The sequence below is a fragment of the Micromonospora sp. DT227 genome, from assembly GCF_049841835.1.
In the GTDB taxonomy this organism is placed as follows: domain Bacteria; phylum Actinomycetota; class Actinomycetes; order Mycobacteriales; family Micromonosporaceae; genus Micromonospora.
Genome location: NZ_JBNCLA010000001.1, coordinates 882,223 through 896,426 on the forward strand (window position 1 = coordinate 882,223; position 14,204 = coordinate 896,426).

The following is a 14,204-nucleotide window of genomic DNA, read 5'->3' on the forward strand; positions in this document are numbered from 1 at the left end:
CGGAGGTCGTACGCTGCATCGCATGCGTACGCGCCGGGCGGCAACCGCCGGAAAGCTCACGGTGGTCCTGGCCACGCTGGTCCTCGTCGCCGCCGGCTGCGGCGGGCCCAGCCCTCGGGCCTGGGCCGCGTCGGTGTGCCAGGCGCTCACCCCGTGGCGCGCGGAGATCTCCAAGCTGACCAGCAGCACCCGGCAGCAGATGACCGCGCAGACCACTCCGCCGCAGGCCAAGGAGAACCTGGTGCGGTTGTTCGCCGGGGCGGAGCAGGCCAGCGAGACGGCCCGACGCAAGGTCGAGGAGGCGGGCGTGCCGGAGGTCGACCACGGCCCCGAGGTCTCCGCCGGGTTCCGTGGCTCGCTGAGCAAGATGCGGGACGCGTACGGGCGGGCCCGGACCACCATCGACCGGCTCGACACCGCCCAGGCCGGCCCGTTCTACGACGGCGTGCGCGCCGCCGTGGACACGCTGAACCAGGAGTACGACGCGAGCGCGCTGGACACCAGCAAACTCAACTCACCCGAACTCAAAGAGGCCTTCGACGAGGTCCCGGAGTGTCGCTGACGCCACCCTCCCCGAATCCGAACCCGGCCCGCCAGCCCTCGCTGTTCTCCACCGAGGCGGCCGATCCCGCGCTGGCGGACCTCGCCGGCCTGCTCGCCGGGCCGGGTGAGGTGGTGCGGATGGGCGGCACGGCCCGGCTCTCCGTGGTGGTGGACGCGGCCTGGCGGGTGCACGTGCTGGTGGCCGAGCTGGGTGCCCGGGGCGTGCCGGCGGGCTGGGAGCCGACCGGGGACGGCCGGTACCGGGTGCGCACCGCGTACGCGAGCACGCTGACGCCGCTCGCCCGGGGCTGGCTGCACGGCGCGGCGAAGCGACCGCCGGCCCGGTTCCACCTCGACGGGCGACGGTTGCGGCTCTGGGCCGCCGCGGCCGGGGCCGCCGAACCGGCCGGGTTCCGGCTCGGGCTCGGCCCCGCCGACGAGCAGTGCTGGAAGGCGGTGCGCGCCGCGCTGGCCGCGGTGGGACTGCCGGCCGCGTTCGTGGAGCCGGGGGAGGGCGGGCCCGCGTACCGGATCGGTGGGCGGCGGGTGACCCGGCTGGCGGAGCTGGTGGGGGAACGGCCGCCGGCCGCGCCGCCCGCCGACTGGCCGGGCCCGCACGGCTGACCCGTCGGCGCAACCCCGCCGGCTGTCCGATCGCCGACCGTCCCGGCGGCGGTTTGCGCAGGAATTCGACTGGAGCCGCCTCCGCCGGGGGGTGTGTGATCGTCACAGTGACCCGCCCGGCGCCCTACCCACGGTGTACGGTGGCGCCGTCCGGCAGGGTGCGCCGGCGACCGCCGGGGAGGTGGCCGGTTCGCCGCCCACGAAACCCGGGGCGCGGACGGCGCGTTACGTTGGACGTCCGGGCCGACCGCGGTCCGGGCGGTGCAACACGGCCCGGAGTGGGCGTGGCCTAGGAGTGAGGTCGGGGAGAGACGTGCCGAGCAACGCTGGAACCACCCGTCTGGTCATCGTCGAGTCACCGGCGAAGGCCAAGACGATCTCGGGCTACCTCGGCCCGGGGTACGTCGTGGAGGCCAGCTTCGGCCACGTCCGGGACCTGCCCCGCAACGCCGCCGACGTGCCGGCGAAGTACAAGGGCGAGCCGTGGGCGCGGCTCGGCGTCGACGTCGACAACGGCTTCCACGCGCTCTACGTGGTCTCGGCCGACCGCCGCCAGCAGATCAACAAGCTGGTGAAGCTGGCCAAGGAGGTCGACGAGATCTTCCTGGCCACGGACGAGGACCGCGAGGGCGAGGCGATCGCCTGGCACCTGGTGGAGACGCTCAAGCCCAAGGTGCCGGTCAAGCGGATGGTCTTCCACGAGATCACCAAGCCGGCCATCCAGGCCGCGGTGGCCAACCCCCGGGAGATCGACCGCGACCTGGTCGACGCCCAGGAGGCCCGGCGCATCCTGGACCGGCTCTACGGCTACGAGGTCTCCCCGGTGCTGTGGAAGAAGGTCATGCCGAAGCTCTCGGCGGGCCGGGTGCAGTCCGTCGCGACCCGGATCGTGGTCGAGCGGGAGCGCCAGCGGATGGCGTTCCGCACCGCCGAGTACTGGGACATCCTGGCCACCCTGGCGGTGGCGAAGCCGGGTGAGGGCCCGCGCACGTTCAACGCCACCCTCGTCGCGCTGAACGGCGACCGGATCGCCACCGGCAAGGACTTCGAGCCGACCACCGGCCGGGTGCGCGCCGGCGCGGGCGTCGTGCACCTCGACGAGGGCGGCGCCAGGGGGCTGGCCGCCCGGCTGGCGGACCGGCCGTTCGCGGTCACCCGGGTCGAGGAGAAGCCCTACCGCCGTCGCCCGTACGCGCCGTTCATCACCTCCACGCTCCAGCAGGAGGCGGCCCGCAAGATGCGGTTCTCGTCCCAGCAGACGATGCGCACCGCGCAGCGGCTCTACGAGAACGGCTACATCACCTACATGCGTACCGACTCGGTGAACCTGTCGGAGACCGCCATCGCGGCGGCCCGCCGGCAGATCGTCGAGCTGTACGGCGAGCGCAGCGTGCCGCCGGAGCCGCGCCGCTACACCGGCAAGGTGAAGAACGCGCAGGAGGCGCACGAGGCGATCCGCCCGGCGGGCGACAACTTCCGCACCCCGGGCGACGTGGCCAAGGAGCTGTCCGGCGAGGAGTTCAAGCTCTACGAGCTGATCTGGCGGCGCACCATCGCCTCGCAGATGACCGACGCGGTCGGCTCCAGCGTGTCGGTGCGCATCCGGGCCGTCTCCTCCGCGCAGGAGGAGGCCGACTTCGGCGCCACCGGCAAGACCATCACCGACCCGGGCTTCCTGCGCGCGTACGTCGAGTCGAGCGACGACGAGAACGCCGAGGCGGAGGACGCCGAGCGGCGGCTGCCCACGCTGGTCAAGGACCAGCCGCTGACCGCCGACGAGCTGGCCGCGCAGGGCCACCACACCCAGCCGCCGTCGCGCTACACGGAAGCGTCGCTGGTCAAGGCGCTGGAGGAGCTGGGCATCGGCCGCCCCTCCACGTACGCCTCGATCATGCAGACCATCCAGGACCGCGGGTACGTCACCAAGCGCGGCCAGGCGATGATCCCGACGTTCCTGGCGTTCGCGGTGATCGGGCTGATGGAGCGGCACTACCCGCGCCTGATCGACTACGACTTCACCGCCAGCATGGAGAACGAGCTGGACGAGATCGCCGGCGGCGACCACGCCGCGGTCGACTTCCTCACCTCGTTCTACTTCGGCAGCGCCAACGGCGCCGGCGACCAGGCCATCGCGCACGCCGGTGGGCTGAAGAAGCTGGTCACCGAGAACCTCAGCGACATCGACGCGCGCAGCGTCAACTCGATCCCGCTGTTCACCGACGACGAGGGGCGCGAGGTCGTCGTCCGGGTCGGCCGGTACGGCCCCTACCTCCAGCGGGCGGTGCCCGGCGAGCAGCAGGCGCCGGCCGCCCCGGCCGAGGGCGAGGAGGGCGGCTCCCAGGGTGACCGCGCGCCGATCCCGGAGGGCCTGGCGCCCGACGAGCTGACCCCGGAGAAGGTGCACGAGCTGTTCCTCGGCGGCGGGGGCGAGCGCAAGCTCGGCGACGACCCGTCGACCGGGGAGCCGATCCTGCTGAAGTCCGGCCGTTACGGCCCGTACGTGGCCAGCGGGGAGCGCAAGTCGTCGCTGCTGCGGTCGCAGTCGCCGGACGACCTCACGCTGGACCAGGCGCTGCGGCTGCTCAGCCTGCCCCGGCTGGTGGGCGTGGCCCCGGACGGCGGGGAGGTCTTCGCCAACAACGGCCGCTACGGCCCGTACGTCAAGCGTGGTGACGAGTTCCGCTCGCTGGACTCGGAAGACAAGATGTTCACCGTCACGCTGGACGAGGCGCTGGCGCTGCTGGCCGCCCCGAAGACCCGCCAGCGTCGGGCCGCCGCGCCGCCGCTGCGGGAGATGGGCGTCGACCCGCTCACCGAGAAGCCGCTGGTGATCAAGGACGGGCGCTTCGGTCCGTACGTCACGGACGGGGAGACCAACGCGTCGCTGCGGCGCGCGCAGACGCCGGAGGCGCTGACGCTGGAGGAGGCGTCGGAGATGCTCGCCGAGAAGCGGGCGAAGGGCCCGGCGCCGAAGAAGAAGGCCACCAAGAAGGCCGCCCCCGCCAAGAAGACCACGGCCGCGAAGAAGACCACCGCCGCCGCGAAGAAGACGACGGCTGCGGTGAAGAAGACGACGGGTGCGAAGAAGGCTCCGGCGAAGAAGGCCGCCCCGAAGAAGGCGACCTCGACCCCGAAGGAGTGATCATGGTACGCGTCCGCCCCGCGAAGGGCGGCCGCGTACCAAGATCTCGTCAGGAGCCGAGGACCTGCTTCAGGTAGGGGTTCGTGAAGAGGTTCTGCGGGTCCAGGCGGGTGCGGAGGGACTGGAACGCGGCGAACTTCGGGTAGGCGGGGGCCAGCGAGGCCGCGTCGCGCCAGTGCAGCTTGCCCCAGTGCGGGCGACCGCCCAGCTCGGTGGCCACCTGCTCGAACGCGCGGAAGTACGGCTCGTACGGCATCCCCACGTACTGGTGGACCGCCACGTACGCGGACTCCCGCCCGTACGAGTGGGAGAGCCAGATGTCGTCGGCGGCGGTGAACCGCACCTCGACCGGGAACAGCACCTTGAACGGCAGCCGGTCCACGATCCGGCGCAGGTCGGCCAGCGCGGTGGGCAGCGCGTCGCGCGGCAGGCCGTACTCCATCTCCACGAACCGGACCCGGCGCGGGGTGCAGAAGACCAGGTCGGAGCGGCCGGTGTAGGTGCGTTCGGTGAGCGCCCGGGCGGAGACGGCGCTGATGCCGGGCGCGAGCGCCGGCACCGCGCGGCCGAGGCGGCAGGCCCCGGCGAAGACGGTGTTGGCGAGGAACTCGTCGTCCAGCCAGCCGCGCCAGCGGGGCAGCGGCCGGTCGTCGGCGGGCACCCGGTCGTTGGTCTTGACCTGCACCCGGTCGGTGTACGGGAACCAGTAGAACTCGGCGTGGTCGTGCGCCTGGTGGAGGCCGGGCAGGTCGGCCAGCACGTCGGCGAGCGCGGCCGGCCGTTCGTGTGCGCGCAGCACGAAGGCGTCCACGCAGCGCAGCGTGACCTCGACCAGGATGCCGACCGCGCCGAGCCCGACCCGCGCGGCGTCGAACACGTCGGGGTGCTCGTCGGCGGAGCAGCGCAGCACCTCGCCGGTGCCGGTGACCAGCGTCAGGCCGGCCACGAACGTGGAGAGGCAGCCGAGTGTCGCGCCGGTGCCGTGGGTGCCGGTGGAGATCGCGCCGGCGATGGTCTGCGCGTCGATGTCGCCGAGGTTGGGCACCGCCAGCCCGTGACCGGCGAGCAGGTCGTTGAGCGCGTGCAGCGTCATCCCGGCCGGTACGGTGACCAGGCGGCGCGCCACGTCGACGGTGACGTCGGTCGCCAGGTCGGCGAGGTCGAGCCGGTGTCCGTCGGCGACAGCGGTGGCGGTGAAGGAGTGACCGCTGCCGACCGCCCGGATGGTGGTGCCGGCGGCGGCGGCCCGGCGGACCGCCTCGGCGACGTCCGCCACGCTCCGGGGTCGCGCGGTGACCAGTGCCGTGCTGCGTTGGTTGCCGGCCCAGTTGGACCAGTCGGCGGGGCTACCGGCCATGGCGAACACTCCTCGACATGAATATGAACTGAATTCATATCAGGAACGTTGTGCCTGGTAAATACCGCAATCGAGGTCGGCTCGTTGTACCGGTAGTCACAGACTCGTGACGTGCGGATATGTTCAACCGTCGAAGGGGGGTGGCGCCGAGTGTCCACACCAGCCGCCACGACCGGGCCGCTGCGTCGGGTACCGGTGCAGGGTCGAAGTGTCGCGCGTGTCCAGCGGATGCTGGACGCCTGCGCCGAGCTCGTCGACGAGGTGGGGTACGAGGGGTTGACCACGACCCTGCTCGCCGAGCGTGCCGAGGTGGCGATCGGGTCGGTCTACCAGTTCTTTCCGGACAAGCGGGCGATCGTGCAGGCGCTGACGTTGCGGACCATGGAGTCCTACCTCCAGCGGCTCGACGAGCGCTTCGCCTCGGACGACCTGACCCACTGGTGGGACGGGGTCGACGCGGCGATCGACGAGTACATCTCGATGCACCGCACGGTGCCCGGTTTTCGTACCCTGCACTTCGGCGACGTGGTCGACCTGCACCTGCTGGACGACCAGCGCGACAACAACGGGGTCATCGCGGAGCAGCTCGCCCGCGTGCTCACCGAGCGCTTCGGTCTGGCCGGCGTGCCCGACCTGCGGTTCCACCTGGAGGTCGCGGTGGAGGCCGCCGACGCCCTGATCAAGCTGGCGTTCCGCCGCCGTGCCGACGGCGACGAGCGGGTGCTGGTCGAGGCGAAGGCGCTCATCCGGGAGTACCTGCACCGTCAGGTCGACGCCCCGACCGAGGCCGTCCCACAGGGCTGAGCGGCACGCCGAGCGGCGGGTTCTGAGAGTGCGCCGGGGCCCGCCGTCGTCATGTCCCGACCTGTTCCTGCCCGGTCAGAGGAACGCGTGGCCCTCGCCCCGGTAGGTGGGCACGGTCGCCACCACGGCGTCGCCGTCGACCAGGTGCACCTCGTTGACGTGCTCGCACACCTCGCCCGCCTTGGCGTGGCGGAACCACACCCGGTCGCCGACCCGCAGGTCGTCCGCGGCGTCGCCGGCGAGCGGGGTCTGCACCTCGCCCGCGCCCTCCGCGCCGAGCAGCTTCAGCCCCTCCGGCAGCCACGGCCGGGGCAGCCGGCTCTCCGCCGCCGGGCCGGAGGCGATCCAGCCGCCGCCGAGCACGGTGGCCAGCCCGGGCGCCGGCCGGCGGACCACCGCGCAGGCGAAGAACGCCGCCGGGGTGGGCCGCCAGGCGCGGTACGCGTCGAACAGCGTCGGGCCGTACAGGCCGGAGCCGGCGGTGACCTCGGTGACCGCCGGGTCGGCGCTGGTGGCGGCCACGCTGCCGGTGCCGCCGCCGTTGACGAACTCCAGGTCGGCGTGCTCGCGTACCGCGGCGACCGCGGCCGAGCGGCGGGCCAGCAGTTCCCGGTACGACCCGCGCTGCGCGACCCGGATCGCCGAGCCGAGCGCCGCCTGCCCGGGCGGGGCGTCCCCGAGACCGGCGATCTGTGCCTCGTACGACATCAGGCCGACCAGTCGGAAGCCCGGCCGGCCGGCGACGGCGGCGGCGAGCGCGCCGGCCGCCCGGGCGCTGTGCACCGGGGAGCGGCGCACGCCGACGTGCACCCGGCCCCGCAGCGGTCGCCAGGAGGCGTCCAGGTCGAGGCAGACGCGCAGCGCGGGCCGGCTGCCGGGCGGGCACACCCGGTCGATCAGGTCGAGCTGCCCGGCGTCGTCGACCATCAGCGTGACCGCGTCGGTGAGCGCCCGGTCGGCGGCCAGCTCGGCGAGCGCTCCCCGGTGTGCGGTCGGGTACGCGACCAGCACGTCGTCGGCGACGCCGGTGCGGGCGAGCCAGAGCGCCTCGGGCAGCGTGAAGGCCATCACTCCGTGCCAGCCCGGGCGCTTGAGCGCGCGGGTGAGCAGCTCGCGGACCCGCACCGACTTGCTCGCCACGCGCAGCGGCTTGCCCCCGGCCCGGCCGACCAGCGCGTCGGCGTTGTCGTCGAACGAGGAGAGGTCAACCACCGCGTACGGCGGGTCGAGGTGGGCGGTCGCCCGGTCGAGACGATCGCGAAGTTCGGCACGGTCGATGGCCACGTCTGCACGCTAACTGTCCGGACGGAAATGCGAAATACCCTCGCGTCTGTCCGGGCTGCGGGCGGTGGTCCCGGCGGCCTAGGCTCGGCGAACAGGCGATGTCACGGGGGGCGACACCCTCCGCGCGGCTAGAGTGTTCCACCGGGGATGCCCAGACCTGGGCCGGCACGTGGAGGTACGGCCATCGAAAGCCAGAAGAACGGCGAGTCGTCCGGCGTGTCGTCGTCCGGGACAGCCGCCGACCGGTCCGGGTTCGCCGCCATCCGCTCGGTGCTGCGCATCCGGCCGTTCCGCAGGCTGTGGATCGTGCTCAGCGCCGCCTCCTTCGGTGACTGGCTCGGCCTGCTCGCCACCGCGTTGTTCGCCGCCTCGCAGGTCTCCGGCAGCACCGCCCAGGGCGCGGCGTTCGGCGGCGTCACCGCGATCCGGCTGCTGCCGGCGCTGGTGCTCGGCCCGGTGGCGGGCGTCTTCGCCGACCGGTTCGACCGCCGGTGGACGATGGTCATCTGCGACCTGCTGCGCTTCGTGCTGTTCGCCTCGATCCCGCTCTACGCGCTCACCGGCGCGGCGGGCGGCCTGGTGGTCGGCTGGGCGCTGATCGCCACCTTCCTGATCGAGTCGATCACGTTGCTGTGGATCCCGGCCAAGGAGGCGGCGGTCCCCAACCTGATCCCGCGTACCCGGCTGGAGGCCGCCAACCAGCTCACGCTGATCACCACGTACGGCCTGACCCCGGTGGCCGCCGCCGTCGCGCTGGCGGTGCTGACCCGCGGCCTGCCCGGCGTGGTCGGCGGCAACCTGCCCGACTGGGCCCAGCCGGCCCAGCTCGCGCTCTGGTTCAACGCCTTCTCCCGGCTGGCCACCGCGTTGGTGGTGGCGTTCGGGATCAAGGAGATCAGCGAGGCCCAGCGCGGCGAGGCCCAGCGCACCGAGCAGAGCATGTTCCGCCAGTTCGCCGACGGCTGGAAGTTCATCGGCCAGACGCCGCTGGTCCGTGGCCTGGTGCTGGGCATCTTCGGCGCGTTCGCCGGCGGCGGCATCGTGGTCGGCACCGGCAAGTTCTTCGCCAACTCGCTCGGCGCCGGTGACGCCGCGTTCTCGCTGCTCTTCGGCGCGATCTTCGTCGGCCTGGCGCTCGGCATCGGGCTGGGGCCGATGATCGTGCGGGACATGTCCCGGCGCCGCTGGTTCGGCATGAGCATCGTGCTGGCCAGCGCCTCCGTGCTGGTGCTGGCGTTCGCCATCCACCTGTCCATGGCCATCCTCGGCGCGATCCTGGTCGGCGCCGGCGCCGGCATGGCGTTCCTGGCCGGCACCACGCTGCTCGGCGGCGAGGTCGCCGACGAGGTGCGCGGCCGGGTCTTCGCGGTGGTGCAGATCGGCACCCGGCTGGTGCTGATCCTGGCCATCGCGCTGAGCAGCCTCCTGGTCGGCGTCGGCGGCTCCCGCCAGCTCACCATCGCCGACCTGGGCATCTCCATCTCCTCGACCCGCCTGCTGCTGCTCGCCGCCGGCGCGGCCGGCATCTTCGCCGGGATCAGCGCGTTCGGCCAGATGGACGACAAGAAGGGCGTGCCGGTCCTGGCCGACCTCTGGGGCTCGATCCGGGGCCGCCCGCTGATGCCGGCCGAGTCGTTCGTCTCCTCCGGCCTCTTCGTGGTCTTCGAGGGCGGCGAGGGCGCCGGCAAGTCCACCCAGCTCGCCGCGCTCGCCGAGCGGCTGCGCGGCGACGGGCGGGACGTGGTGGTCACCCGCGAGCCGGGCGCCACCGGGGTCGGTGAGCGGATCCGCTCGCTGGTGCTGGGCACCACCTCCGACGACACGCCGTCGCCGCGTGCCGAGGCGCTGCTCTACGCCGCCGACCGGGCCCACCACGTGGCCACCGTGGTCCGCCCGGCGCTGGTGCGGGGCGCGGTGGTGATCAGTGACCGGTACGTCGACTCGTCGCTGGCGTACCAGGGCGCCGGCCGGACGCTGCCGGTGGACGAGGTCTCGTGGCTCTCCTCCTGGGCCACCGGAGGGCTCAAGCCCGACCTGGTGGTCCTGCTCGACGTCGAGCCGCACACCGGGCTCGACCGGGTGACGGCCCGTCGGGAGGGCACCGACCGGCTGGAGGCCGAGTCGCTGGCGTTCCACGAGCGGGTCCGGTACGCGTTCCTCGACCTGGCCGCCGGCGACCCGAAGCGTTACCTGGTCCTCGACGCGTCCCGCCCGGTCGAGGAGATCGCCGACGCGGTCGCCCGCCGGGTGGACGAGTTCCTCGTCGACCCGGCCGGCATCGTGCACCCGCGTCCGGCCCAGGGCCCGGACACCTCGGTCCAGCCCGAGTTATCCGAATCGGAGCTGGTGACGATGGAGCAACGCCGACAATGACGGACGTCTTCGGCGATCTGGTCGGGCAGGACGAGGCGGTGGCCACGCTGCGGCGCGCCGCCGCCTCGGCCGCCGCGCTGCTGCGCGCCGCCACCCTCGGGGCGGCCGGCACGGGCGCCCCGACCGGCGGCGGAGACCCCGACGGGTACGACGACCTCGACGCGCTCGCCGAGCAGTTCGACGAGCCGGGCGACCCGGACGGGCCCGGTGCGACCGGTGACCCGGGCGCGACGGCGCCCACCGCCGACCCCGCCTCCGCCGACCCCGGCGCCGGGATGACGCACGCGTGGATCTTCACCGGGCCACCCGGTTCCGGCCGGTCGGTGACCGCCCGGGCGTTCGCCGCCGCGCTCCAGTGCGTGCACGGCACCGGCTGCGGTCGCTGCCCCGGCTGCCACACCACGCTGGCCGGCACCCACGCCGACGTGCGGCTCGTGGTGCCCGAGGGGCTCTCCATCGGCGTCGGCGAGATGCGCGCGCTGGTGCTGCGGGCGGCGAGCACGCCCTCCGGCGGTCGCTGGCAGATCGTGATCATCGAGGACGCCGACCGGCTCACCGAGGCCGCCGGCAACGCGTTGCTGAAGGCGGTCGAGGAGCCGCCTCCGCGTACGGTCTTCCTGCTCTGCGCCCCGTCCACGCACCCGGACGACGTCTCGGTGACCATCCGGTCGCGGTGCCGGGTCGTGCCGCTGTGCCAGCCACCGGCCGGCGCGGTGGCCGAGGTGCTGGTCCGTCGGGACGGCATCGCCCCGGACGTGGCCGAGTGGGCCGCCGCAGCCGCGCAGGGGCACGTGGGCCGGGCCCGGCGGCTGGCCCGCGACCCGGAGGCCCGGCAGCGGCGGGACGCCGTGCTGGCCGTGCCGCGCCGGCTCACCGGCGTGGGCGCCGCGTTCGACGCCGCCTCGACGCTGATCGAGGCCGCCGAGGCGGAGGCCGCCGCCTCGGTCGCCGAGGCCGACGAGGCGGAGCGGGCGGCGTTGCAGACCGCGCTCGGTGCCGGCGGCACCGGCCGGGGTGCGGCCGGGGCCATGCGGGGCGCCGCCGGCCAGCTCAAGGACCTGGAGAAGCGGCAGAAGTCGCGGGCCACCCGGGCCCAGCGGGACGCGCTGGACCGGGCGCTCGTCGATCTGGCCGGCTTCTACCGGGACGCGCTCACCATGGCTCTGCGGGCGCCGGTCGCCCCGGTGCACACCGACACCGCGACGCTGGCCGCCGCCGGCGCCCAGAAGTGGGACGCCGAGGGCTCGCTGCGCCGCCTGGAGGCGGTGCTGGAGTGCCGGGCGGCGATCGAGACGAACGTCAAGCCGCGGATCGCGGTCGAGGCGATGATGGTGTCGCTCTGGCGGGGCTGACCCCACCCCACCCCACGCTGTCCACAGGGCATCGACACGCGCGATTGACGTGCGGTACGGTCCGGGGAATGCCGTGGTCACCAAGGCGGCACGCTCAGTGAGGGTGGCGTCGGGGTGGGGCGTTGGCGCCGACCGGGGAGGAGTCCGCCGATGGCGCGGGGGGAGATCGACGAAGCCTGGATCGAGGAGGCGGTGCGGCGTTACCGCCGCATCGAGACGCTCCAGGCCGAGTTCGACCAGGCGGTCGCCACGGTGGAGGTCACCGTCCGTTCACCCGACGGGCTCGTCGAGGTGGTGGTCACGGCCGGTGGGCGGATCACCGACGTGCGCTTCCTCGGCCCGCTGCACCAGCGCAACCCGCGTGACGTGGCCGGTTCGGTGCGGGCCGCGGTGAGCGCCGCCGCGGACGCGGCGCAGTGGGCCCGGGAGAAGCTGCACAACGAGACGTTCGCGGCCTACCGGCCGCTCGCGGGAGCCTGAGATGGAATCGCTGCGTGCGCTGGCCGCCCGCCTCGACGAGGCCGCCGCCGGTCTCACCACGCTGGCCCGCACCGTGCCCGCCACCGACCCGCCGCACCCCGCGTTCGGCGCCCACGCGGCCGGCCGGCCCGGCGAGGTCGGGCGCGCGCTGCACCGGCAGTGGACCGCCGCCACCGCCGACCGGGCCCGCGAGGCGCAGGCGGCCGCGAACCGGCTGGCCGCCGCCGCGGCGGCGCTGCGCAGCGCCGCCGAGCGCTATGCGGCGACCGACGACGCGGTCGTCCGCCGGCTGGCCCGGGAGGCCTGATGGACGCGCTGGACCGTCTCGCCGAGCCGGGCCTCGACCTGCTCACCCGCGTCGACGCGCTGCTCGCCGCCGGCGCGCCCGAGGGGCACCGGCTCTGGCCGCTGCTGCGCCGGATGCAGGTGCTCCCCGGCGTGGCTGTGCGGGAGTTCCTCGACCTGCACCCGGCGCCGCTGACCGGCGCCGGCCACGCCGTGCGCCGGCTCGTCCGGGGGTACGACGACACCTGCGCCGTGCTCACCGACCCGGTCGCCTGGTCCGGGTCCGCCGCGTCGGCCTACGACGAGGCGCGCACCGCGCTGCTCCGGCATCTCGACGAAGGGCCGGAGAGCCTGGTCGGGCGGCTGGAGTCGACCGCGGGCTACGCGGACGCGCTGGCCGGCTGGGTGGAGAGCAGCCGGGCCGCCCTGGCGCGGGCGCTCGCCGAAGTGGTCGGCTCGGCCGAGGCGGTCGCCGTGCACGCCGCGAGCCGGCCGGGCGTCGAGGCCGGCCCGGTCGGCGCGTCGGCGGCGGCCGAGATCGCCACCCGGGTGCTGGGTGTGCTCGGGGTGGCCTACGACGGGGCCGAGACGCTGCTGCGCCAGTGGGGGCCGAGCCTGACGGAGACGACCTGGCGGGACCGCGCCGTCTCCGCGCCGCGCTACGGCGGCACCACCCGGATCGGCTACTGACGGCCCACGGCGTCGCACGCCGCTCCGACCGTGGCCGGGCACCGGCGTGCGACGCCGTGGCTTTCCCCTGCACCCCCCGCAGGTATGCCTTCACTCAACGCGGTGGATGGGCGTTTGTCCCGGGGGCGGCCCAGGTTTCAACCGTCCGGGCGAGGCGCGGGGGCCGGTTCGGTCGGATCGACCGGGATGGACCGCTGCGCGGTGTGACCGGACGGCGGCCGGTGGACCGTCCGACCGCTCCGGTCCGCGTAGGGTAGGCGCATGGGCATGCTCTGTGCGGTCAGCTTCAACCGGTACGGGCGCCTCTACTACCTCGATCCCGGTGAGTTCCGCCCCCAGGTGGGGGACCGGGTGCTGGTGCCCACCGACGAGGGCCCCGAGGTGGCCGAGTGCGTCTGGGCCGCGCAGTGGGTCAGCGAGGACACCGACGGTTTCCCGAAACTGGCCGGGCTGGCCGGCGAGGACGACCTGCACCGCGACGAGCTGCTGCGCCGGCGCAAGGCCGACGCGAAGGTGGCCGCCAAGCGGCTGATCCGCGAGCACGGCCTGCCGATGAAGGTGGTGGCCGTCGACCACGTCCTGGCCACGCCGGAATCCGGCAGCGACCGCACGACCATCTACTTCACCGCGCCGCACCGGGTGGACTTCCGTTCCCTGGTCCGCGATCTGGGCGCCACGCTGCACTGCCGGGTCGAGCTGCGGCAGCTCTCCGCCCGCGACTCGGCGCGCGTGCAGGGCGGCATCGGCTCGTGCGGTCGTGACCTGTGCTGTGCCACGTTCCTCACCGACTTCGAGCCGGTGACGATCCGGATGGCGAAGGACCAGGATCTTCCGCTCAACCCGCTGCGCATCTCCGGCGCGTGCGGCCGGCTGATGTGTTGCCTGAAGTATGAGCATCCGCTGTACGTCAAATTTGCCGAGTCCGCCCCGGCGATCGGCGCCCGGGTCACCACTTCCGAGGGCGACGGCAAGGTCGTCGGCCACAGCGTCCCGAGAGACGCGGTGACGGTGCGCCTGGACTCGGACGGCTCGCGCTCCATGTGCTCCCGCGCCGACGTCTGCGGCTCCCGCCGCGCCTACGAGACCCGTGACCAGTCGGGCGCGGAGGGTGCCGCGCGATGATCGGCTTGCCTGCTCGTTCCTGACTGTGATCCCCGACCACTTCGTGTCGGACCCGGTCGCCGTACCCGTCTCGGCAGCAGCCGGATGTCGGTCACCACGGCCTGACCCGCTGGGGACCGGTGGCCGGGCGCCGGCCCCAGCGGCCGGC

The 14,204-nt window shown here is 74.0% G+C and carries 12 protein-coding genes; 10 read left to right on the forward strand and 2 right to left on the reverse strand.

The window, feature by feature from the left end:
* Window positions 1-22 precede the first annotated feature (22 nt).
* The 3 genes from ACLQ2W_RS04330 to topA all read left to right on the forward strand — a co-directional run bounded on the left by ACLQ2W_RS04330 (window position 23) and on the right by topA (window position 4,309).
* The gene (locus tag ACLQ2W_RS04330; RefSeq protein ID WP_107154714.1) at window positions 23-562 is read left to right on the forward strand and encodes a hypothetical protein; all 540 of its coding nucleotides are present in this window, start codon (window positions 23-25) and stop codon (window positions 560-562) included.
* Window positions 553-1,167 carry a hypothetical protein gene (locus ACLQ2W_RS04335; RefSeq protein ID WP_425785304.1) on the forward strand — a complete coding sequence of 205 codons (615 nt, stop codon included), beginning with the start codon at window positions 553-555 and terminating at the stop codon, window positions 1,165-1,167. The genes ACLQ2W_RS04330 and ACLQ2W_RS04335 overlap by 10 nt, the downstream gene beginning before the upstream one ends.
* A 313-nt stretch (window positions 1,168-1,480) precedes the next feature.
* Window positions 1,481-4,309 carry a type I DNA topoisomerase gene (topA, locus tag ACLQ2W_RS04340; RefSeq protein ID WP_425785305.1) on the forward strand — a complete coding sequence of 943 codons (2,829 nt, stop codon included), beginning with the start codon at window positions 1,481-1,483 and terminating at the stop codon, window positions 4,307-4,309.
* Between the two features lie 49 nt (window positions 4,310-4,358).
* On the opposite strand, the gene ACLQ2W_RS04345 is transcribed toward topA, so the two are convergent.
* Window positions 4,359-5,675: a D-arabinono-1,4-lactone oxidase gene (locus ACLQ2W_RS04345; RefSeq protein ID WP_425785306.1), complete on the reverse strand. Its 1,317-nt coding sequence runs from the start codon at window positions 5,673-5,675 to the stop codon at window positions 4,359-4,361.
* A 219-nt stretch (window positions 5,676-5,894) separates the two neighbouring features.
* On the opposite strand from ACLQ2W_RS04345, the gene ACLQ2W_RS04350 reads away from it, so the two are divergent.
* The gene (locus ACLQ2W_RS04350) at window positions 5,895-6,470 is read left to right on the forward strand and encodes a TetR/AcrR family transcriptional regulator (RefSeq protein ID WP_281943818.1); all 576 of its coding nucleotides are present in this window, start codon (window positions 5,895-5,897) and stop codon (window positions 6,468-6,470) included.
* A gap of 75 nt (window positions 6,471-6,545) precedes the next feature.
* On the opposite strand, the gene ACLQ2W_RS04355 is transcribed toward ACLQ2W_RS04350, so the two are convergent.
* On the reverse strand, window positions 6,546-7,754 hold the full coding sequence (locus tag ACLQ2W_RS04355; RefSeq protein ID WP_405092120.1) for an amino acid deaminase/aldolase: 1,209 nt from the start codon (window positions 7,752-7,754) through the stop codon (window positions 6,546-6,548).
* A 306-nt stretch (window positions 7,755-8,060) separates the two neighbouring features.
* On the opposite strand from ACLQ2W_RS04355, the gene tmk reads away from it, so the two are divergent.
* From tmk to ACLQ2W_RS04385, 6 genes are all read left to right on the forward strand, one after another.
* The gene (gene tmk / locus ACLQ2W_RS04360) at window positions 8,061-10,127 is read left to right on the forward strand and encodes a dTMP kinase (protein ID WP_425786010.1); all 2,067 of its coding nucleotides are present in this window, start codon (window positions 8,061-8,063) and stop codon (window positions 10,125-10,127) included.
* Window positions 10,124-11,479, forward strand: a complete 1,356-nt coding sequence (locus ACLQ2W_RS04365) for a DNA polymerase III subunit delta' (RefSeq protein ID WP_425785307.1) — start codon at window positions 10,124-10,126, stop codon at window positions 11,477-11,479. Before tmk ends, ACLQ2W_RS04365 begins: the two co-directional genes overlap by 4 nt.
* Window positions 11,480-11,629: 150 nt before the next feature.
* Window positions 11,630-11,959: a YbaB/EbfC family nucleoid-associated protein gene (locus ACLQ2W_RS04370; protein ID WP_396772592.1), complete on the forward strand. Its 330-nt coding sequence runs from the start codon at window positions 11,630-11,632 to the stop codon at window positions 11,957-11,959.
* 1 nt (window position 11,960) lies between these two features.
* Window positions 11,961-12,266, forward strand: a complete 306-nt coding sequence (locus tag ACLQ2W_RS04375; protein ID WP_107154722.1) for a hypothetical protein — start codon at window positions 11,961-11,963, stop codon at window positions 12,264-12,266.
* Window positions 12,266-12,934: a hypothetical protein gene (locus ACLQ2W_RS04380; RefSeq protein WP_405092123.1), complete on the forward strand. Its 669-nt coding sequence runs from the start codon at window positions 12,266-12,268 to the stop codon at window positions 12,932-12,934. The genes ACLQ2W_RS04375 and ACLQ2W_RS04380 overlap by 1 nt, the downstream gene beginning before the upstream one ends.
* A gap of 261 nt (window positions 12,935-13,195) precedes the next feature.
* On the forward strand, window positions 13,196-14,056 hold the full coding sequence (locus ACLQ2W_RS04385) for a PSP1 domain-containing protein (RefSeq protein WP_425785308.1): 861 nt from the start codon (window positions 13,196-13,198) through the stop codon (window positions 14,054-14,056).
* Window positions 14,057-14,204 lie beyond the last annotated feature (148 nt).